22 protein-coding genes are annotated in these 21280 nt (G+C 42.8%); 17 read left to right on the top strand and 5 right to left on the bottom strand.

Going from position 1 to position 21280, the window contains the following annotated elements; all coding sequences use genetic code 11:
- The first annotated feature begins 12 nt into the window (after window positions 1-12).
- Together ACQKL6_RS18145 and ACQKL6_RS18140 are read left to right on the top strand one after the other, a co-directional pair.
- Entirely contained in the window at window positions 13-879 is an 867-nt protein-coding gene (locus ACQKL6_RS18145) for a Cof-type HAD-IIB family hydrolase (protein ID WP_427651672.1), read from the top strand.
- Window positions 880-1001: 122 nt separating this feature from the next.
- On the top strand, window positions 1002-1250 hold the full coding sequence (locus tag ACQKL6_RS18140; RefSeq protein ID WP_402867683.1) for a transcriptional regulator SplA domain-containing protein: 249 nt from the start codon (window positions 1002-1004) through the stop codon (window positions 1248-1250).
- A gap of 47 nt (window positions 1251-1297) precedes the next feature.
- Here ACQKL6_RS18140 and ACQKL6_RS18135 read toward each other — a convergent pair whose 3' ends face one another.
- The 3 genes from ACQKL6_RS18135 to ACQKL6_RS18125 all read right to left on the bottom strand — a co-directional run bounded on the left by ACQKL6_RS18135 (window position 1298) and on the right by ACQKL6_RS18125 (window position 4802).
- Window positions 1298-1756, bottom strand: coding sequence for a DinB family protein (locus ACQKL6_RS18135; protein WP_402955670.1), 459 nt, complete (start codon window positions 1754-1756; stop codon window positions 1298-1300).
- Window positions 1757-2022: 266 nt separating this feature from the next.
- Entirely contained in the window at window positions 2023-3927 is a 1905-nt protein-coding gene (gene asnB / locus ACQKL6_RS18130; RefSeq protein ID WP_403123529.1) for an asparagine synthase (glutamine-hydrolyzing), read from the bottom strand.
- Window positions 3928-4346: 419 nt separating this feature from the next.
- Window positions 4347-4802 carry a DinB family protein gene (locus ACQKL6_RS18125; protein ID WP_427651671.1) on the bottom strand — a complete coding sequence of 152 codons (456 nt, stop codon included), beginning with the start codon at window positions 4800-4802 and terminating at the stop codon, window positions 4347-4349.
- Window positions 4803-5037: 235 nt separating this feature from the next.
- On the opposite strand from ACQKL6_RS18125, the gene ACQKL6_RS18120 reads away from it, so the two are divergent.
- From ACQKL6_RS18120 to ACQKL6_RS18075, 10 genes are all read left to right on the top strand, one after another.
- Window positions 5038-5340, top strand: a complete 303-nt coding sequence (locus tag ACQKL6_RS18120; RefSeq protein ID WP_402867687.1) for an urease subunit gamma — start codon at window positions 5038-5040, stop codon at window positions 5338-5340.
- A 12-nt stretch (window positions 5341-5352) separates the two neighbouring features.
- Window positions 5353-5676 (top strand): urease subunit beta, encoded by a 324-nt coding sequence (locus tag ACQKL6_RS18115; RefSeq protein WP_402867688.1) that lies wholly within the window; start codon window positions 5353-5355, stop codon window positions 5674-5676.
- Window positions 5673-7382 (top strand): urease subunit alpha, encoded by a 1710-nt coding sequence (gene ureC, locus ACQKL6_RS18110; RefSeq protein WP_427651670.1) that lies wholly within the window; start codon window positions 5673-5675, stop codon window positions 7380-7382. Before ACQKL6_RS18115 ends, ureC begins: the two co-directional genes overlap by 4 nt.
- Before the next feature lie 10 nt (window positions 7383-7392).
- Window positions 7393-7839: an urease accessory protein UreE gene (ureE, locus tag ACQKL6_RS18105; protein ID WP_402867690.1), complete on the top strand. Its 447-nt coding sequence runs from the start codon at window positions 7393-7395 to the stop codon at window positions 7837-7839.
- Window positions 7832-8518: an urease accessory protein UreF gene (locus ACQKL6_RS18100; RefSeq protein WP_402990172.1), complete on the top strand. Its 687-nt coding sequence runs from the start codon at window positions 7832-7834 to the stop codon at window positions 8516-8518. The genes ureE and ACQKL6_RS18100 overlap by 8 nt, the downstream gene beginning before the upstream one ends.
- A 46-nt stretch (window positions 8519-8564) precedes the next feature.
- Complete coding sequence (ureG, locus tag ACQKL6_RS18095; RefSeq protein ID WP_402955708.1) at window positions 8565-9185, top strand: urease accessory protein UreG; 621 nt, start codon at window positions 8565-8567, stop codon at window positions 9183-9185.
- Window positions 9182-9997, top strand: a complete 816-nt coding sequence (locus ACQKL6_RS18090) for an urease accessory protein UreD (RefSeq protein ID WP_402990169.1) — start codon at window positions 9182-9184, stop codon at window positions 9995-9997. Before ureG ends, ACQKL6_RS18090 begins: the two co-directional genes overlap by 4 nt.
- Window positions 9998-10023: 26 nt before the next feature.
- Window positions 10024-10668 carry a sulfite exporter TauE/SafE family protein gene (locus ACQKL6_RS18085; protein WP_427651669.1) on the top strand — a complete coding sequence of 215 codons (645 nt, stop codon included), beginning with the start codon at window positions 10024-10026 and terminating at the stop codon, window positions 10666-10668.
- Between the two features lie 145 nt (window positions 10669-10813).
- Entirely contained in the window at window positions 10814-11212 is a 399-nt protein-coding gene (locus ACQKL6_RS18080; protein WP_402955717.1) for a hypothetical protein, read from the top strand.
- Window positions 11213-11243: 31 nt separating this feature from the next.
- Window positions 11244-11747, top strand: a complete 504-nt coding sequence (locus tag ACQKL6_RS18075) for a DUF1648 domain-containing protein (protein ID WP_402867696.1) — start codon at window positions 11244-11246, stop codon at window positions 11745-11747.
- Window positions 11748-11790: 43 nt separating this feature from the next.
- On the opposite strand, the gene ACQKL6_RS18070 is transcribed toward ACQKL6_RS18075, so the two are convergent.
- Window positions 11791-12669 carry a dimethylarginine dimethylaminohydrolase family protein gene (locus ACQKL6_RS18070; protein WP_427651668.1) on the bottom strand — a complete coding sequence of 293 codons (879 nt, stop codon included), beginning with the start codon at window positions 12667-12669 and terminating at the stop codon, window positions 11791-11793.
- 177 nt (window positions 12670-12846) lie between these two features.
- Between ACQKL6_RS18070 and ACQKL6_RS18065 the strand changes: the two genes are divergently transcribed.
- A complete protein-coding gene (locus ACQKL6_RS18065) occupies window positions 12847-14463 on the top strand; it encodes a long-chain fatty acid--CoA ligase (protein ID WP_407407740.1) in 1617 nt (538 codons plus the stop codon).
- A 65-nt stretch (window positions 14464-14528) separates the two neighbouring features.
- Window positions 14529-15320, top strand: a complete 792-nt coding sequence (locus ACQKL6_RS18060) for an enoyl-CoA hydratase (RefSeq protein WP_402868522.1) — start codon at window positions 14529-14531, stop codon at window positions 15318-15320.
- A 93-nt stretch (window positions 15321-15413) separates the two neighbouring features.
- Here ACQKL6_RS18060 and ACQKL6_RS18055 read toward each other — a convergent pair whose 3' ends face one another.
- Window positions 15414-15602: a YhzD family protein gene (locus tag ACQKL6_RS18055; protein WP_427651667.1), complete on the bottom strand. Its 189-nt coding sequence runs from the start codon at window positions 15600-15602 to the stop codon at window positions 15414-15416.
- A 296-nt stretch (window positions 15603-15898) separates the two neighbouring features.
- Here ACQKL6_RS18055 and cysK point away from each other — a divergent pair, with 296 nt between their 5' ends.
- The 3 genes from cysK to ACQKL6_RS18040 all read left to right on the top strand — a co-directional run bounded on the left by cysK (window position 15899) and on the right by ACQKL6_RS18040 (window position 21231).
- Window positions 15899-16822 carry a cysteine synthase A gene (gene cysK / locus ACQKL6_RS18050; RefSeq protein WP_402955726.1) on the top strand — a complete coding sequence of 308 codons (924 nt, stop codon included), beginning with the start codon at window positions 15899-15901 and terminating at the stop codon, window positions 16820-16822.
- 157 nt (window positions 16823-16979) lie between these two features.
- Window positions 16980-18209: a metallophosphoesterase family protein gene (locus ACQKL6_RS18045; RefSeq protein WP_427651666.1), complete on the top strand. Its 1230-nt coding sequence runs from the start codon at window positions 16980-16982 to the stop codon at window positions 18207-18209.
- Window positions 18210-18234: 25 nt separating this feature from the next.
- Window positions 18235-21231, top strand: a complete 2997-nt coding sequence (locus ACQKL6_RS18040) for an AAA family ATPase (RefSeq protein WP_427651665.1) — start codon at window positions 18235-18237, stop codon at window positions 21229-21231.
- Window positions 21232-21280 lie beyond the last annotated feature (49 nt).

Below are 21280 nucleotides of genomic sequence, written 5' to 3'. Positions count from 1 at the left end.
GGGGAGATCTACATGGTATATCGTCTATTAGCGGTTAACATTGATGGAACATTGCTTCAGTCCAATGGCCGTTTAAATAAATCGACCAAAGAGGCCATTGAGTATGTTCACGATAAGGGTGTCCATGTTGCACTTGTAACGTCAAGAAACTACCATTCTGCAAAAAAAGTGGCCAAAGCCCTAAAAATAAATCCAATGATCGTTGCCCAACACGGAGCTTTTGTCGGTGAATCCATCGAGAAACCCATCATGGTAAAAAGAATGTCAGAAGAATTGACCGTGGAACTCGTGCAAATGCTGGAGAAGACCAATTCCCAAATAATGCTCCATCATGAAAAGTACTCCCTTGGCAATCGAGTTAATCTCCCGGAAAACTTACTCGGTAAAACGGTCATGTATACGAATGACCAAAACATTTATGCCCAAAACTATGTGGATGACATAAGCGAAGAGCTTATGGATCATCCTATGTCCCCGACAAAAGTTGATATCATATTTACTGAGCAGAAAGATCAAGTGGAAATGCACAAACTGGTAAAAGACATGTTTCCGGAAGTTGAAGTGACTACAAATCCTGGGCACAGGCTGACAATCGTTCCGAGAGGTGTTTCAAAATGGAGTGGCGTTTTGTATTTAGCGGATCATTTAGGCGTGAAGCGGACCGAAATCGTATCGATTGGGGACGGACTGGATGATATAGAGATGATCGCGGGATCAGGTTTGGGTGTTGCCATGGGAAATGCGGACCCTGAAGTCAAAAAAGCTGCCAAATGGGTCACCCGCTCGAACGATGATGACGGGATTGCCTATATGTTGAAAGAGTTCTTCCGCAAGCAGCACCCGATTGGATTCTTACAGAAGATGAATATGCTCAAGTGAAAGATGCTGCTCCCTTCCATCATGGAGGGTTCTTTTTTTGTATGATCAGGTTTATCTTTCCAATAAATAATTTCGTTCATTATCCATAAACTAAGTAAATCCCTAAGGAAAGGAAGAATGTAATGGACGTTATTAATGCAAAAGAAGTACAAGTTGGCGATGAGGTGTTTGTCATTTATAATAATCCGCACGTTCCCTCAGTTTCAAACGTAAGGGCTGCAGAAATTGTGCAGCATCCGAAAGATCCTAATGCAGTCGCTTTATTCCTGAACGATACCTTTCATACGATTGAAGATGATGATGCATTATTTTCATCAGAAGCGGCTGCGGAACAAGCCTATAGTAATTTCATTAATGATCAATTGACATGAGAAAAGTAAGAAGCCCCCGCTTAGGATAGCGGGGGCTTCTGTTTATGTCATTTTGCAGCGTGAATCACACGTAGCATCGCATGAATTTGGCCCATATGGTAAGTTTCATGGAAGAGGGCAAGGTTCACCATTTCCCCATATGTTTCGAACCCTTTGAATGGTTCTTCGAGTTTTTCGGCCAAACGCTCTTCAGGAATGGCAAGAAGACGATCAAGCTGTTCTTTAAATTGCTCAATTAATACTTCAACAGAAGGGACTTCATCCGTCCAATCAGCAGGACTGGTTCCTTGAGCAAAGAATTCAGCGTAATTGGCGGGCAAGTTACCTGCTGCCGGATGGTCAAGCAAGAACTTTTCCGTTACAAATAATGTATGGCCAAGATGCCAGTGAATATTATTATTAAATCCTTCGGGTTGAATATCTGTCAGTTCAGGGGTAATCCGGTCGATGACCCTCTCGAAGAACTTACCTCTAATTAGGGAAAAACGTTTTTGTAATGGGTTCATGTTAGTAGCTCCTTCTAGTTGTCGCAATAAAAACGTCCACCGCCAACGACAATGGTACGCTTGTCAGCTTGTAATGAGATTTCAGTCTTTCTAATGATAATCTATTTATGAATTAAATCAAGTGATGCATTAGCGTGCTTTTCTTATTTCTGATAAAAGGTGGGGCGCCGCGTTTTGTTATCGTGCATCAATATAAATGAAAATATCCCTATCAAGGCTCGGACGAAGCCTTGATAGGGATAGGTTGAATAGCTATGAATGAACGATTAAGTAAGTACAACTTGTTTTTTGTTTTCTTGTTTCTCACCTAAATCGTTAAAATCATAAGCATATTCTATATAAATTTGATGCCAAATCATAAATACAATGATGGTCCATAACTTCCTGCTATTATCCTTTTTGCCAGCGACATGTTCCTGCATCAAGTCAAAAATCGCTTTTTTATTTAAAAGATAATCTGTGGGGCTAGTACGAATCAAATTGTTGGCCCAATCATACATTTCATCCTTTAACCAATGGCGGATAGGCACAGGGAATCCTAATTTCTTCCGATTTAATACATGGTCAGGGACGATCCCCTCGGCTGCTTTACGAAGTATATATTTAGTCGTATTGTTTTTGATCTTTTGCTCTGAATGAATCTTTGTCGCGACATTAAACACTTCTTTATCCAAGAAAGGAACGCGTAGTTCAAGAGAGTGAGCCATCGTCATTTTGTCGGCCTTCAACAGAATGTCTCCTTGCAGCCAAGTAAGAATATCTAAATGCTGCATTTTCGTAACGGCATCATATGATCTGGATTGATTGTAAATGGGATCAGTCACGGTCGTATAGCCCAAGTTTGGTTTATATTCCGAAAGCAATGATTTCTTTTCACGTTCTTCAAATATTTTTGCATTACCGATGTACCTCTCTTGCAAAGGGGTGACACCACGTTCAATGAAGTTTTTCCCCTTCACTCCATCCGGTAAAATCCTACTCATCACTTTTAACAGGTGTTTGATCGGATTCGGGATATGGTTGAACATTTTCAATGATTGAGGTTCCCTATAGATATTATAACCACCGAAAAGCTCGTCCGCCCCTTCACCGGATAATACCACTTTTACATGTTTTCTGGCTTCACGAGCCACGAAATATAAAGGGACGGCCGCTGGGTCTGCCAGTGGGTCATCCATGTGCCAAATGATTTTAGGGAGTTCAGCAAGATATTCCTCAGGCGAAATGATATAGCTGATATTCTCTAGATTAAGGGCGTGGGCTGTTTCTTTCGCCACGTCGACTTCACTGAATCCATCCCGTTCAAAACCGACAGAGAACGTTTTTAGTTTGGGGTTGACCTCCTTGGCAAGGGAAACGATGATCGAAGAATCAATGCCTCCGGATAGGAACGATCCCACCGGTACATCACTTCGCATATGCACATTCACCGAATCTATTAAAACATCACGAATTTCCTTGGAAAGTTGTGTTTCGGATAGGTCCATCGGTTTGAAAGTCGGTGCCCAATATCGGCTTATATTCATCTTGCCACCTTGCTTTTTCGTGAAGCAATGGCCTGGCGCTAGTTTTTTAATTTGGCTTGTCATCGTATCGGGTTCAGGTACATATTGAAAGCTAAGATAGTGCTGTAAGGAGTCGGAATCTATCTTTCCTTCCATCGCTAGAAGAATACTCTTCTTTTCTGAAGCAAAATAAGTTAGTTCCTCTTGTTCTGAGTAAAAGAAGGGCTTGATGCCAAACTGATCTCTGGCCCCGAATATCGATTGCTCCACTTTATCCCAGATGACAAAAGCAAACATGCCTCTTAATTTGCTCACCATACGTTCCTTTTGGTCACTGAACAGGGCAATGATGACTTCTGTGTCCGATTCGGTAGTAAATTCATAACCTTTTTGGATTAGTTCTTCGCGTAATTCTATATAGTTATAGATTTCACCATTGAAGATGATCCAATACCGATCATTTTCATAAGAAAGGGGCTGGTGTCCACTTTCGATTCCTATGATACTGAGTCGTCTGAAACCAAAATTGACATACGCATCATTATAATAACCTTCATCATCCGGACCTCTATGTGTAATAAGCGTATTCATTTTATTTATTTGATCTTTCATGTCTATATTCATTTGATTGGGTTTTTGATGCATACAACCAACAAATCCACACATTTTGGGGGTCACCTACCTACTTAATAGTATTAATCTCTGATTCTCGTTTTTTTTTAGGAATGATCCATGACTGACAGTAGTTCATCTACATTACATTCGAGGGAAGAGGAGATTGAAGAAAATTGAAAATCCATACATTTTTATCCTGATATTAAATATTATTACAAACAATCTCATCATTATAATGGAAGAAATTACATTTTTCAACCGTTTCACCATTTTTTATACATCACGTGCTGGATAAATTTCGTTTTGGTGTATACTTTTGGCTCTTTATGTCTGGAATATGAAGGAAACGTAACGAGGAGTAAGTGGATGGTCGGAGGGAGTGGATCCATCGATTTGCTTTGATGACCATAACATAAAAAAGCCAGGCACCCGGATTTTCTGGAAAATCGGTGTGCCTGGCTTTTGAGTTATCAGTTAGAAGCTTGAACGAGAAGCTTCATCGCATGAATTTGTCCGATATGATTCGTTTCGTGTAAGACGATAAAGCTAATGAAGTCCTCCACTGTTTCCATCCCCTTGAATGGAGTTTCTACTTTATCAGCATATTTTTCTTCTGGAATCGCAAGAAGGCGATCGAGTTGCTCCTCTAACTGTAGCTTCAGTGTTTCAGTGGATGGGACATCCTCTGGCCAGTCAGCTGGCTTTGAACCATATCCGAATAGTTGTCCATAGTTGTCAGGTAGGTTACTGCCATTTGGAGAGTCCAATAAGAATTTTTCCGCTGCACTCAATACATGACCAAGGTGCCAATGGATCGTATTGTTGAATCCTGAAGGCTGGACATCCATAAACTCTGGCGATAATCCCTTGATTTCACTTAGTAAACTGCTCCGGGTGACTTTTAACTGGTTTTTTATGTAATTCAATTTATATTCCTCCACATCTTGTTAGAAAATTTCTTCTAAATAAAAGTATAACAAGGTTATGGATATTCACCAAGTTTGAGTGAAAGGGTTTTTACGTTTTTCATTTTTCTTCTTGAAATTGTCAGAAAATTATTTATAATGAGAATATGTTATAAAATCTTACATTTCTGTGTTATATATGTGGGTTGACTCGTTTGTAAATCAGTTCTTTTAGAATGATAGAAGGAGAGAAGTCATGCGTTTAACGGCAAGGGAACAGGAGAAATTAATGGTCGTGGTTGCAGCGGATTTAGCTAGAAGAAGAAAAGAGAGAGGAGTGAAATTGAATTATCCGGAGTCCATTGCCTTGATCACGTATGAAATCATGGAAGGGGCACGGGATGGACGCTCTGTTGCGGAGCTTATGCAATTTGGCCGGATGATTCTATCCAGTGAGGATGTAATGGAGGGGATCCCGGAGATGATCCACGATATTCAAGTGGAAGCGACGTTTCCGGATGGAACAAAGCTTGTGACGGTCCATAATCCAATTCAGTAAGGAGGCTGGGGCATGATACCAGGTGAATATATCTTGAAAAGAGATTCGATTGTGTGCAATGAAGGGAAGCTTGCGACAGGCATTTCTGTCATCAATCGGGGAGATCGACCGATTCAGATTGGCTCCCATTTTCATTTTTATGAAGTGAACAACGGGTTGGAATTTACTCGTGAAGAAGCCTATGGGAAACGGTTGAACATTCCTGCGGGAACGGCGGTCCGCTTTGAACCAGGCGATGAAAAGGAAGTGGAGCTGATTCCTTTTGGCGGCAAAAGGGAAGTGTACGGATTAAGCAATCGAACGAACGGACCGCTTGATGTGGAGGGTGAAGGATGAGTCATGAAATGTCACGGAGGCAATATGCCGACATGTTCGGTCCGACGACCGGGGATTTAGTCAGACTGGCAGATACAGAGCTTTTCATAGAAATAGAAAAAGATTTCACTAGATATGGAGATGAAGTGAAGTTCGGCGGGGGAAAGGTCATACGTGATGGGATGGGACAGCATCCAACAGCTGAAAGGGAAGGGGTCATGGACCTTGTCTTCACGAATGCAATCATCGTCGATTATACGGGCATCTATAAAGCGGATATCGGGGTGAAGGATGGGCAGATTGCGGCAATCGGTAAAGCAGGAAATCCCCTATTGATGGATGGGGTGACCATGACGATTGGTGCGGCGACTGAAATCATCGCCGCCGAAGGAAAGATCGTGACCGCGGGAGGCATTGACGCACATATTCATTTCATTGCACCCCAGCAAATTGAGACGGCGTTATCGAGTGGAATCACGACGATGATTGGCGGAGGAACAGGACCGGCAACCGGAACGAATGCCACGACGTGTACACCGGGAGCCTGGAATATCCATAAAATGCTTGAGGCGGCTGAACATTTCCCCATGAATTTCGGGTTTTTGGGAAAAGGCAATGCCTCGGCAAAAGAACCACTCATCGAGCAGGTCAAGGCTGGGGCCATCGGGCTGAAATTGCATGAAGATTGGGGGACCACGGCAGCTGCCATCGATACAAGCTTGTCCGTTGCGGATGAATATGATGTCCAGGTAGCCATCCATTCCGATACCCTTAATGAAGGGGGCTTTGTCGAGGATACGATTGAAGCCATCAAGGGCCGTGTGATTCATACCTATCATACCGAGGGAGCGGGTGGCGGACATGCCCCGGACATTATTAAGGTGGCGAGTTATCTGAATATTTTGCCTTCTTCGACGAACCCGACACGCCCGTATACCATCAATACGCTGGAAGAGCATTTAGACATGTTGATGGTATGCCATCATTTGGATCCCTCCGTACCGGAGGATATCGCCTTTGCCGATTCCCGGATAAGGAAGGAAACGATAGCTGCTGAAGACATTCTCCATGATTTAGGCGTCTTCAGCATGATCAGTTCGGATTCTCAGGCAATGGGCCGGGTGGGAGAAGTCATCCTGCGGACATGGCAGACGGCGGATAAAATGAAAAAACAACGGGGAAAGATGATGGAGGAGAAAGGGGATGGCGATAATTTCCGTGTGAAGCGATATGTCGCCAAGTATACGATTAATCCAGCCATCACCCATGGAATCTCCGATGTCGTCGGATCATTGGAAGAAGGGAAATTTGCAGATTTGGTCGTGTGGGACCCGGCCTTTTTTGGAGTGAAACCGGATATGATCGTAAAAGGGGGCATGATTGCGCACAGCATCATGGGAGACCCCAATGCCTCCATTCCGACCCCACAACCGGTTTTGTATCGTCCGATGTTTGCGAGTTTTGGGCAAGCCGTTTCTGGTACATCCATCACCTTTCTATCTAAGGCTGCTTATGAAGCGGGAATCCATAAGGAAATCGGGTTGAAGAAAATTGTGAAAACCGTCTCGAATATCCGGAATCTTACAAAGAAAGACATGAAGTTAAACGGGGAAACACCCGTCATCGAAGTGGATCCACAAACATATGAAGTGACGGTCGACGGTGATTTAATTACGTGTGAGCCGGCAGAAGACCTGCCAATGGCGCAGCGATACTTTTTATTCTGAGGTGAATAGCATGATTGTCGAAAAGGTGATAGGAAACGTTGAGTCCATTCAAAATAAACCAAAACATACGGAACGGGTTTTTCTAGAAAGCGATGCTTTAAGAAAAAGAATTCAACGTGTGAAAACGGATCATGGCAATGAGATTGGAATAAGGCTCAAGGAAAACAAAGAGTTAATGGATGGCGATATTTTGTATATGGATGAAAAGAATATGATCGTGGTTCAGACGATTGATGACGATATCTTAACCATCGCGCCTACATCCGTCGGGCAGATGGGCAATATCGCACATCAATTGGGGAATCGCCATTTGCCGGCACAATTTGAGGGGGATGAAATGCTGGTTCAATATGATTATCTGGTTGAAGAGCTGCTTGCAGAGCAAGGCATTCCCTTTCGCCGTGAGAAAAGAAAGGTAAAGCAGGCATTCCGTCATATCGGACATTCTCATGAATGAACGGTTGTTTCCGCTCATCCAGCTTTGTGATTCGAATTTTCCGTCCGGTTCGTTTTCCCACTCCTTTGGGATGGAGACCTATATACAGGAAGAGAAGATTCATGATGCGCACTCTTTTGAAGAATTTTTAAAGGTATATATTTTGAAGTCCTTATCTTATACCGATGGCCTGGGGTGCCGTATCGCATATGCACTCATTCTGGATCAAGATGAGGAAGGGATTTGGGATTTGGATGAAAAGCTATTTGCGAGCTGTTCTGCCAAAGAATCAAGGGAAGCTTCAAGAAGGATTGGGCAGCAGATGGCAAAGCTTTGTATGACACTGTACCCATCCGATATGTTGTCAATCTATCTAATCAAAATCAAAGAAAAGAAATGTTACGGTCATCCGGCAATCGTCTTTGCACTTGTCTGTACGGAGCTTGGCATTTCCGTGGACATGGCCATCACATCTTGCCTGTATGCGGCCGTTTCTTCCCTTATTCAAAATGCAGTCAGAGGAATCCCGTTAGGACAGACCGCTGGACAATCATTGTTGTTATGGACACATGGCATCATACAATCAGCGGTGGTGGTAATTAAGGAAATGACAGAGGATGAGCTTGGGAGGACATTACCGGGTTTGGAAATCTCCCAAATGAGGCATGAGCAATTGCATGTAAGGCTATTTATGAGTTGAATAGAAAAGAGGTGACAGGTTTGCTCCTAGAAGGGACAAACCGATTATGATGAAGCAGGTTGTGAAAATTGGTGTAGGTGGCCCGGTTGGTGCCGGGAAAACGATGCTCGTCGAAAAGTTGACAAGGGCAATGGCAAATGATTTCAGCATGGCCGTCGTCACGAATGATATTTATACGAAGGAAGACGCTCTTTTTCTCATGAAAAACGGTGTGTTGCCTGAAAATCGGATCATTGGGGTGGAAACGGGAGGCTGTCCGCATACGGCGATTCGGGAAGATGCTTCGATGAACTTCGCGGCGATTGATGAATTGGAGGACCTTCATCCTGATCTTGATTTAATTTTCGTTGAAAGCGGCGGTGATAATTTAGCAGCCACATTTAGTCCGGAGCTCGTTGATTTTTCGATTTATATCATAGATGTGGCCCAAGGGGAGAAAATCCCGCGAAAAGGCGGACAGGGGATGATCAAATCGGATTTGTTCATCATTAATAAAACGGATTTGGCCCCTTACGTTGGAGCTAGTCTTGAAGTGATGGAACGAGATACATTGGCAACACGCGGAAATAAGCCCTTCTTTTTTACGAATTTAAAAGATGAAAAAGGATTAGAGGATGTGGTGAACTGGATTAAATCCGAGGCCTTTTTCATAGGGTTAGAGCAATGAATTGGACCGGTAGCATCCGCTTGACGTCAGTACTTAAAAAGGGGCGGACGATTGTGAAGGACAGTTATCATGAGGGTGCTTTCAAACTGTCCCGTCCTGTTTTTCTGGATGAAACTTCACCCACCTACTTTCTCATTCATGTCGGGGGTGGTTATGTCGGGGGTGATTGCTACCAACAGCATTTCTGTTTAGAAGAAGGGGCACATTTGACGTTGACGACCCAGTCTGCGACAAAGGTATATAAGACTACGGGAGAACCGGCAAGGCAGGAGACTGAAATGGTATTAAGGAAGGGAAGCTTCCTCACCTATGTTCAGGACCCCTTGATTGCATATGAAGGTGCACGATATATACAAGATACGAACATACATATGGATAAAGGGTCAGGGCTACTACTCACGGATATCTTCACCCCGGGATGGTCCAAGAGCGGCAAGGATTTTACATACGATTGGATTCGTTCGAAAATGAATGTGTTTTATGATCGGAAAAGGCTGATTATGGATCATGTATTATTGCAACCATCCGATCAGATGGAATCCATTTTGTTATTGGAAGGATACAGCCATTTTGGTTCATTATTGTTCATACATGATGGGCTAAGTGAGGACATGATAACGCAATTAGAAGAATCGCTATCTGATTTCGGACAAAAGGCAAGAATCGGTTTTTCGAGATTGCCTATACGAGGACTGATGGTAAGGGTATTGGCGAATCAAACTCAGTTAATCGAGAAAATATTCGCCGTTTCCGAGAATCTTTTACGGAGCCTTGCATTGCAGAAAGATGTTGTGTTTTATCGTAAATACTAACTTATTAATAGACGGGATTGAGTGGTATGGAAATGAGTTTATTGCTAGTTTTAGGAATCGGATTTTTATTAGGCATCAAGCATGCTCTTGAACCGGATCACGTGATCGCTGTTTCGACCATTGCCAGCCGAAGCAAGAAAATCTGGAAGTCGTCGCTCGCCGGGGTGTTTTGGGGAATTGGTCATACTCTGACGCTACTGGTTTTCGGTGTCGTCCTGATCCTGTTGAAAGATGAGATACCGGAAGCCTGGGCAATGTCGCTCGAGTTTCTTGTGGGAATCATGTTGGTGTATCTAGGAATGACCACGATTTTTTCCTGGAAGAATGCTCATGAACATGACCATTCGGAAAGAAATACCTACCTGAAATCGATGTTCATAGGGGTCGTCCATGGACTTGCCGGAAGTGCAGCCATGGTCCTTCTTACGATGAGTACGATAGATTTTGCCTGGCAGGGAGCTTTATATATCATTATTTTTGGGGTGGGGACCTGTTTAGGCATGCTCTTGTTTACGACCATATTGAGCATTCCGTTTGTGACTAGCGCTTCCTCAAAAAAAACGAATCGCTCTCTCGTTCGGTTGACGGGTGTCGTCAGTACGGTTTTCGGAATTTATTATATGTATAACCTTGGTGTGAATGAACAGCTATTTACGATTTGGTTTGGTTGATTTACTCAAATATTCGAGTCGGAAACTTTCAGGCAATCAGCTTGGGGGTTTTTTCCTCTTTTAGCTTAAATAATCCTATTATTTTCCATAAGTTAACGAGTATAATGACTATATGGGAAAGTAGTTTGCATAGGGGGTGGAGGTAATGAAGTGGAGATTAATGTTATTTGCACTATGCCTAGTATCATTAACGTTTGCTTCGGGTTGTTCTGATAGGGAAGAACGTATTTCAATCCAAAAACGAATAGGAAAAGATACATATAGATTTGAAGCCTATAAAGAAAACATAAATATGAAAAAGACTGTAAAAACAAAAGAAATTTTGGAAAATGTGACGTGGAAGGAAAATCCCATGGAGAAAGATGACCGGAAAGCAGACTTCATCTTCTACTTTAATGATCGCAACTTTGGGGATGAAATCCCTGTTTACTTTGTGTGGTTGGGTTCCGGTGAACATGCGCTGGAAGTTACGAAAGATGATCAAAACAAGTATGTGCAATTAAACGAAGAAGACTCTGCTGTCATCTTGGACTTACTACAATAACCGATTCTTATAAGAAATGGGGGAGAAAAACATGAAAAGTAAACATCCGGTTTTACATTTTCCCAAGACGGGCGTTGAGAAAATGATGGATATCGTTTCACTTCTCTTCATCGTAATCAACCTGGTTTATTTAATCAGTGTATGGAACACATTACCCGCCGAAGTCCCGATTCACTTTAATGGAAAAGGAGAAGTGGATGGATGGGGAGGAAGAGCGTTGATTTGGCTCCTTCCTACCATCAGCCTTTTTTTATGGGTTGGCTTGACGTTGTTGGAGAGGGTCCCGCACCTTTTTAATTACCCAATCGAAATAACCGAAAAAAATGCTGCATTTCAATATAGAAATGCTCGAATGATGAGTTTGTTTTTGAAGGTGGAGATCATCCTCTTTTTCCTGTATACGAGTTGGGAATCGGTTCATGTGGCGATGGGGAAGGAAGAAGGCCTCGGAACATTAGCTCTGTCCATTTTCCTGATCTTGCTTTTAGGTTCCGTCGCTTTCTTTGTAACCCAATCGGTCCGTAATGCAAAATAAACCGGGTCTGCCTTGATGAAGACCCGGTTTAAACACCCTGTTTTTAACTGAGTTCAGTGACCTTACTTTTTGAACGTAAAAGTGGCATCGTACAGCAGCGGAAAGAGCCACCGGATTTGATGATTTCACTTATATCGACTTCAATTACTTCATATCCCCGTTCTCGAAGCTGATTGTTGACCTTTTTATTGCAAGGAAGACTGAACAATTTCTTATTTCCGATGGAAAGAACATTCGTGCCCATTGTGAATTGTTCATCTCCGTTCACTTCGATCAGATCGTAACGTGAACCTAAAAAGTCTAGTTCCTTCTTGGTAAGGGCATCAGGGAAAACGAGAGCCTCGGTCGGTGAAAGAATATTGAATATGCAGTCCAAGTGGAGATACTTTTCAACGAAAGGAACCGGTATGACCTCGTATTCGGGTAATAGGCCTTGTAGTTCATTAATGGCCTTCTCATTGGTTCTATCGCTAATTCCTATATATACCGTTTTTCCATCAAGAATAACATCACCACCCTCAATATTCCCTTTACTTACATTGAAATAACGGATTTCATTTAATTCAAGCCACAGTTTCAATAATAGTTCTTCTCCTGAACGTATCGCATTTGCCATTTCGGCAACATAAACAGTATTACCTATGGTAAAGCCGATATCCCTTGTGAAGACCTGTTCTGGATATGTAGATTGGGGTGGTAGTTTTATGACGTCCACTCCTTCATTCCTAAGTGCCGTCACAAAATTTGCATGCTGTTTCATCGCTAGTATCCTATCTATGTTTTCCTCTTTAAATTCTTTTTGAGTTTCATTGATGACTTCGCGTATTTCCATATACCTTGGTTCACAGACGATTACCTGAGAAAGGATAGAGTATTCACTTGTACAGGAAGCATCGAGTTCCTCATTAAGATTGTTTGCCATGGATTAACTCCTCTACATATCATTTATCTATACTTTACCTCTATTTTCTATAAAAAAAACAAAATAGAAGTCGATTTATAAAATAAAATGTAAAATCCTGATCAATTGAAAAAGGATTATTTTTGATGTGGTCGAATATATAAATGGAAGCGTTTTCTATATAAGGGGGAGATTATTATGATGGACACTCCATTGATTATGACGCAAATCATTGAGAGAGCTGAAAAGTATTTTCCGAAAAAAGAAGTGGTTTCCCGTACGGACGGCGGGGTCCATACATTTACGTATGCAGAAACTGCCCAGCGGACAAGAAGGCTCACAAGCGTTTTCGAAAAAATGGGCATCAAGACCGGTGACAAAATTGGAACACTGGCATGGAATCATCACCGACACCTGGAAGCTTACTTTGCCATCCCTTGTCATGGAGCAGTCCTCCATACAATCAATATGCGTCTATCTCCTCAGCATATTTCTTATATCGTCAATAGTGCGGAAGATCGCCTTTTACTTATAGATCCAGATGTGATTCCATTACTGGAAATGATCAAGGATGAGCTGACTACGGTTGAAGGATACATCATCATGACCGATGAAGAGGCGCTTCCCGAGACTACTTTATCACCCGTCTATCATTATGAAACATTATTGGCTGAAGGAAATCCAGCACAGCCATTCATTAAGGATTTGGATGAAAATGCTCCAGCAGGTTTGTGTTACACATCGGCCACAACAGGGAACCCAAAAGGAGTCCTTTATTCACATCGAGGGATTTTATTGCACGCGATTGCATTGGGCCTGGCTGATTCGACGGCAATAAGCGAGCGGGATGTAGCGCTTCCGGTCGTGCCGATGTTTCATGTAAATGCGTGGGGCATGCCATTTGCAAGTGTTTGGTTCGGAACGAAGATGGTCTTGCCGGGACCGAACTTCACACCGAAAATTTTGGCGGAGCTCATTGAAACCCAGAAGGTCACAATTGCGGCCGGCGTTCCGACAATCTGGCTTGGGCTGTTGAAGGAGCTTGAGACGGGAAATCATGACACAAGTAGTATGCGCACCATTTTATGCGGTGGGTCGGCTGCCCCCAAAAGCATGATCAGGACATTCGAGCAAAAATACAATATCCCATTCCTTCATGCCTATGGAATGACTGAAACAAGCCCGCTTGTATTCGTTGCGAAACCGAAGAGCTACCAGGATGACCTGCCTGAGGAAGAACTTTATGACCTGAAGGCCAAACAGGGACTTGTCGCGCCCATGATTGAAATTAAAGTCGTAGGCCAAGATGGTGAAGTGAAGCCCGATGGAAAAGAGATGGGTGAGTTACTTATAAGAGGACCTTGGATTGCCAATGAGTATTTTAAGGATGAACGATCAGAGGAAACCTTTAAAGATGGCTGGCTCTATACCGGTGATGTCGTCACAATCGATGACGAAGGGTTTGTCAAAATTGTCGATCGGACGAAGGACTTAATCAAAAGTGGAGGCGAATGGATTTCCTCGGTTGATATAGAAAACACCTTAATGGCCCATGAAGGGGTTTTCGAAGCAGCTGTCGTTGCCATGCCGCACGAAAAATGGCAGGAACGGCCAGTCGCCTGTGTCGTTTTAAAAGACGGGTACAAAGACCAAGTGACGCAGGAAGACATCCTTGAATTTTTAAAACCACAGTTTGCGAAATGGTGGCTACCGGATGAAATCATTTTTATGGATGAAATCCCAAAAACGGGTGTAGGAAAGTTCTTGAAAAGGGCGCTTCGTGAACAGCTTAAGGATACATACCTGCAAAGTTGAACGCTAAGAGAACCATGGATAGGAAAAAAATGAAGGAATGAAAAAGAGGAGGAAAATTAGTGAATATTGAATCGACTTCATCTACAGGTACTGTTTTAGTTACATGCACGGAGAGAACGGCGACGGTCACTTTGAATCGCCCGGAGTCCATGAATGCAATAAATCCAGCCATGCTAAACGACTTTATTTATGCCCTTAAGGAAGTGGGCGAGAATGAAGATATTGACGTCGTCATTTTAAAAGGGAATGGGAAGGCATTCTCTTCAGGTGGAGATATCAAGATGATGCTTGGATCCGATGAGGAAAATGGTTTTGATAGCCTCATGGATGGAATAAGTGAATTGGTTACAACCTTATATTTCATGCCTAAATTGACCATCAGTGAAATCCACGGTGCAGTGGCAGGTCTTGGCTTAAGCATTGCCCTTGCAACGGATTACCTCATTGCGGACTCACAAAGCAAGGTGGCCATGAACTTTATTGGTATCGGACTGATCCCAGATGGCGGAGGGCACTTCTTCCTTGAACGCCGTCTTGGTGAAGTGGGGGCGAAGGAATTGATTTGGGAAGGAAAAGTCCTTACCGCCCATGAGGCAAAAGAAAAAGGCCTCATTCATGAAGTGGTGGAAGGGTCCTTGGAACAGGCGGTCGAGAAAAAAGTGCAGATCTGGCTGAAAAGTCCGGTACAGGCGATGATTAAAACGAAAAAGATTCTCAGTGAAAAAAATCGTCCCTTGTTAATAAAAATGCTTGAAATTGAAAAAGCGGCCCAAATGAAAATGCGTCAAACAGAAGATCATAAAGAGGGAATCCGTGCTTTTGTCGAGAAAAGGAAACCCGTTTTTATCGGGAAATGAAATCAGAGAGACCGTCAGGATGACGGTCTCTCTATTTTTATCCCATTCTTAGAATATCCAAAATATAAAAAAGCGCTTCCACTTTTCAACCGTTTAACGATGAAAGAGTAATAGTGCCCCTGCAGGTGAGGTGCAGCGGTGCGTTTGATCTTGATAATTTTTTTCATTTAGAATTTTTTGACCGATTTCTTTTGCCTGTTGATCACTTTCAGCAGTGAATGATTCGTCTAAAAGCTTTTCCCCTGTCGGTTCAAAAACGGTTAATTTGTATACTTTACTCATGTTAAAACTCCCCTTTTCTCATCAATGACCGTTCAATCATTTTTCTGTATAGCATATAACCTGTTAATGAAAATTTTATCATTTTATGTCATTTTTGACCATTATTATATAAGGACGTGGAATCTTTCCCGAGAAGGCAAGTAAATGTACCAATTTATGTGAATATCTTGGGTAACTAAATTAATCCTATAGAATATGAAGTATTTCCTTTACTAAACAAAAATTTATAAATGATATAATAATGAAGAAGTAAGTAAATGATGAATGTGAATGAGTTGAAAGGGGATTTTTAAGAAATGACTGTAAGAATCGTAAATAATGTTACTGAATTGATTGGGGATACACCAGTCGTAAAACTTAATCGTTTAACCGCGGAAGGCGATGCGGATGTATATGTCAAACTGGAATATTTCAATCCAAGCCGAAGTGTAAAAGACCGGGCAGCCTTTAATTTGATCCGTCAGGCTGAGCTGGACGGGCTAATCCAACCTGGGGCAACGATCATCGAGCCGACTTCAGGGAATACGGGAATTGGTCTTGCCATGAATGCTGCTGCCAAAGGCTACCGCGCGATCATGGTCATGCCGGATAATATGTCAAAAGAGAGAATCAATATACTGAAAGCCTATGGAGCGGAAGTGGTCCTTACTCCAGCGGCAGACCGGATGCCAGGTGCGATTCGAAAAGCGGAGGAGCTAGCCGCAGAGATTCCTAATAGCTTTATCCCACAGCAATTTGAAAACAAGGCTAATCCAGATATTCACCGGGTTACGACTGCAGTCGAGATATTGGACCAAATGGATCGGAATCTCGATGTGTTTATCGCAACTGCTGGTACAGGTGGAACAATTACAGGAACAGGTGAAGCTTTGAAAGAAGCGCTGCCTGAGCTAAAGGTTGTTGTCGTCGAGCCTCAAGGCTCACCTGTTCTTTCAGGAGGAAAGCCAGGTCCTCATAAGCTTGTCGGAACAAGCCCAGGTTTTGTTCCAAGCATTTTAAATACGGATGTCTTCGATGAAATCCTTCAAGCAACGGATGAAAATGCCATATCGACAATGAAGGACATGGCTGCGAAGGAAGGTATTTTAATTGGGCCTTCAGGTGGGGCCGCTGTCTGGGGTGCCCTTCAGGAAGCACGCCGCCTTGGAAAAGGAAAACGCGTACTGTGTATTGCACCGGATAATGGCGAGCGATATTTAAGCATGGATATCTTCAAATAAAAACAAAGACCGAATGGAGTGCATCTAAAAAGTGCCTGCGATTCGGTCTTTTTATTTATAAAATGGTCTATACTGTTTTCACCTAAACTAACTGGAATCATTCCTGTTATTAAAATGGGAAAGTATGTTCTGGATATGATAAAATAAAAGTAAATAAATGTTAGGGGACGAGGTGGTTATGGTGAGTGCCGTTACGTTCATTCATGCGGCAGATCTTCATTTGGACAGCCCTTTTTCAGGATTGAGGGATTTGCCGGCATCCATATTAAAAGACATCAGGGAAAGTCCATTTAAGTCTTTTCAAAGAATTGTGGAGAATGCGATCTGTCGTCATGTCGACTTCATGGTGATATCAGGTGATTTGTTTGATGGGGAAAATCGGAATCTTCGGACACAGGTCCGTTTTCGGAGTGAAATGGAAAGACTTCAGCAACATGGGATTCCGGTTTTCATCGTTCATGGGAACCATGATCACCTTAATGGCTCTTGGATTAAGGTGGACTTTCCTGAAAATGTGCATATTTTTTCAGACGAAATGGAAGTCAAGCGGTTTGACAAGATGGACGGAACAACAGTCCATTTATATGGCTTCAGTTATCCACGGAGGCATGTAACGGAACGAATGATAGAATCGTATGAAAAATCAGAAGCTGCCGATTATCATATCGGCCTTCTTCACGGGAATTTAGAAGGAAATTCGGATCATGGAAACTATGCTCCCTTTTCATTGAATGAGCTTACTGAAAAGGACTTTGATTATTGGGCATTAGGTCATATACATAAGCGCCAGGTCGTTTCAGAATATCCACTTGTCATCTATCCGGGAAATATACAAGGGAGGAATCGGAAGGAGTCGGGTGTAAAGGGCTGTGTGTTGGTCGAAATGGACGGAGAAGAAAAAAGGCACTCCTTTATCGAAACATCCGAGCTGATATGGGAAAGTGTACTCTTTAAGGTCCCGGCAACCGCTGGCTTTGATGATCTTTATAAGCAGTGCAAGGAGATGATCGGGCAAAAACGTTCGGATGATAAGGGTTATCTCATAGACATCCAGCTGGATGTCGAGGATCCTTTTGTCTTCTCACGTGAATTACTAGAAGATTTAACCCGGCTTTTACAGGAAGAGGAAGAGCAGGAGCAATCATTCGTGTGGGTACATAAGATCACCCTTCAGCCATCTTCCTTACGTAAAGCGGGAAAAAGGCTGACACCTTTTACAAATGAAATATCCAAATTGACTGCTGATTTTGCCGATATAGAAAAGGTCCTAGCGCCACTTTATAAACAGGCTGCATCAAGGAGATTTCTCGATGCCTTGAGTCAGGAAGAGGAGCAAGAGCTCATGAATGAGGCTGAAAGATGGCTGTTGCAGGTATTTGAATCATAATGGTCAATTGAAGGAGGAAACCGATTTGAAAATTAAAGACCTCCATGTTTATGGCTATGGGAAACTGGAAAACCAGAGGTTCTTAGAAATGGGGCAGCTGCAGGTCTTCTTTGGGGAGAATGAGTCAGGTAAATCCACAATCATGTCATTCATACACAGTCTTTTATTTGGTTTTCCGACAAAGGTTCAAAATGTTCGGCGATATGAGCCTAAACTTCATGCCAAGTATGGCGGGAGACTCACGCTTATTACAAAAAAAGATGGTGAAGTCATCATTGAACGGGTGAAGGGGAAGGCAACGGGAGATGTGAAAATCACATTCCAGGATGGGAGAACCGGAGGCGAAGAAGAGCTCAATGAAATTCTTCATGGCATGGATAAAAACTATTATCAGTCCATCTTTTCTTTTGACCTTCAGGGGTTACAAGGCTTGTCTTCCCTTAGTGAAGGGGACATGAGTAAATATTTACTTTCGGCAGGCCTGATAGGAAATGATCGGTTGCTGGAGGCGGAAACGAAGCTACAGAAGGAGATGGATTTCCGGTTCAAACCTTCCGGGCAGAAACCACTATTAAACGTGAAAATAAAAGAGCTTAAGGAATTGGAGAAACAAGTCAAAGCTGCCGAAGTGGAACAACAGTCTTATACTGTTTTGTGCCAAGATGAAATAGAGCTGAATAGTCAACTGGCCAGCTGTCTGGAACAAATCCAAGAGATGGAGAGAAAACTTGTTGAATCGAGTTCTTTTTTACGAATTAAGCCATTATTCGAGGAACGCCGGGAAATTGAAGCAAGATTGAATGACATCGGGGACATGAATTTTCCTTCGGATGGTTTGAGGCGGTTAGAGCAGCTGCAAGCCGTTGAAGTTCCATTAAATGCTCAACTGGCGGCCTTGAATGAGAAGGTGCGGCAAATCGAAAGGGACCTTATGCAAAATGAAAGTGGTTCGTTCCTTAGGGAGCATAAAGAAAAGGTCGAATTTGCCATCGAACAAGGGGCGCTGCTGGATAAGCTAGAGCTGGATATAAGGAAAGTAGAACATGAAATTCAGGCTGAAGCAAAAAAAATCGAAAGGATTAAGCAGGATTTATTTTGGGATGCTGCTGATCAAGATATCAGTAAGCTTGATACCAGTACGTTCATGAAAGAAAAAATAAAGAGAGCGGAAAGGGAAAAGCATCATTTGCACCAAAATGAAAATCTGCTTGATGAAAAATACAGTCGGCAAAAAGTGGGCCTGGACACGACGGAAGCACGGATGAAGGAATTAAAGGCAAAACTTATGCCTTCGGAAAAAAGAAACGAGTTGGAAGCCATCGTCAACAAACGACAGGATTCCAACTTTGACGAAGTGAAAAGGCAATTTCTTGATGAGCAAATTTCAGAGCTGGAGGACCAATTAGACTCCCGGAAGAAGCGACAGGATCATCGTAAGCGCTTCCACTTACTAACTGGCGGGTTGATTGTCCTCATATGTGTGATTGCGATAGGAAGCTTCGTCAAAGGCCAGAGCCTAGGCGGCTTTATTTTACTGAGTGCAGCCATTGTATTGGCTGTTTCTCGGTTCCTTTCCAAAGGTGACGATAGTCTGGTTGGACAGTCTGCGCAACTTGAGCAAGCGAAAAGGAAACGAGCAGCGTTGGATCGGGTCGATAAGTCTCACGGAGACATGAGTGCAGAGGCGATGGAGCGGCTCATCAACCAAGATGATGACCTTCAAAAACAGCTGGACCATGAAATGTTTAAATATAAAGAACGGGAGGATGCCTTCGAATCCACCATCCAGGAATATGCCGCATGGGAGGAGAGAAAGGCACAGCTACAAGAAGCCGTGAATGCCATCATGACTTCTTGGGGCTTCCCGCATCCAGGTTCGGACGTCAATCTGGAGTCTACCTTTGACGAGTTGGTGAAGTGGAAGGAAGCAGTTGAAAGAAAGAATGAATATATCGAGACCCATCGCTTATTAAAAGCCGATTTCCATAGTATATCGGATGCATTATTTGATTACGCCTTACAGATAGGCAAAGAACCATCCACATGGAGGGAAGCCATCCTAACGTTGAAAAAGGAAGTCCAGCTCCTGGCGGAACAAACAGCCAAGTTGGTGCAATGGAAGCAGGTACTCAGAGATTTAATGAGTGAAAAAGAAAGCCTGATGCTGGAAAAAGACTATCTTGAAAAGGAGAAGGCCCAGCTATTTACGAAAGCTGAGGTGGATAGTGAAGAAGCATATCGTGAAAAAGCCATTTTGGCCGATGAAAGAATCATGTTGCAAAAGCAATGGGAGTTACTCAACATTCAATTGGAGCAAGCGGATATGCCACCGGAACGAATCCAAACATTTTCCGAACAAGGAATCAGCGTGTATTCGGTTGAAAACTTGGAACAAAGACGGAAGGATCTAGTAAAGGAAAAAACAGTTTTACTGGAAAACCAAGCTGATACCCGATATAAGATCAAACAGTTGGAGGCAAATGGCGTTTATGAGGAGTTGCTGCATCGTTTCCATGAAGCAAAAACCGCTTTTAACGAGGAAGCAAAGGAATGGGCAAAATTGGCATTGGCTAAAGGCTTATTAAATAAAACCCTACACCGATATAAAAGGGAAAGGCTTCCAAAGGTCATCGTGGAAGCGGAGCAACATTTAGTTTTTTTAACGAATGGTCGCTACCAAAGAATCATCCTGGAGCCAAAAGGTGAAGGGTTACGTGTAGAGCGGAGCGATGGCTTGAATTTCGAGGCCGAGGAAGTCAGCCGGGGAACGGCTGAACAGATTTATGTGTCCTTAAGGCTAGCACTTGCCGATCATACTTTTGCGGAAGATCCTTTTCCCCTTATCATCGATGACAGTTTTGTTAATTTTGATGCGAAGAGGACAAAACGGATGCTTGAGCTTTTGAATAAGGTATCCCAAAGGCGTCAAGTTTTATTTTTTACGTGTCATGAGCATAATTTGCACCATTTCGAGGGAAATGACGTGATTCATCTGTCAAAGCAAGTTTTGACTCCAAAATGATCATATTTTACCCTCCCCGACATAAAATGAAAAAAACTATAATAAAGAG

This window comes from Peribacillus sp. NPDC097197, assembly GCF_050278025.1.
In the GTDB taxonomy this organism is placed as follows: Bacteria; Bacillota; Bacilli; order Bacillales; family DSM-1321; genus Peribacillus.
The sequence above is the reverse complement of the archived record's forward strand: the minus strand, read 5'-3'. Positions and strand labels throughout refer to the sequence as shown.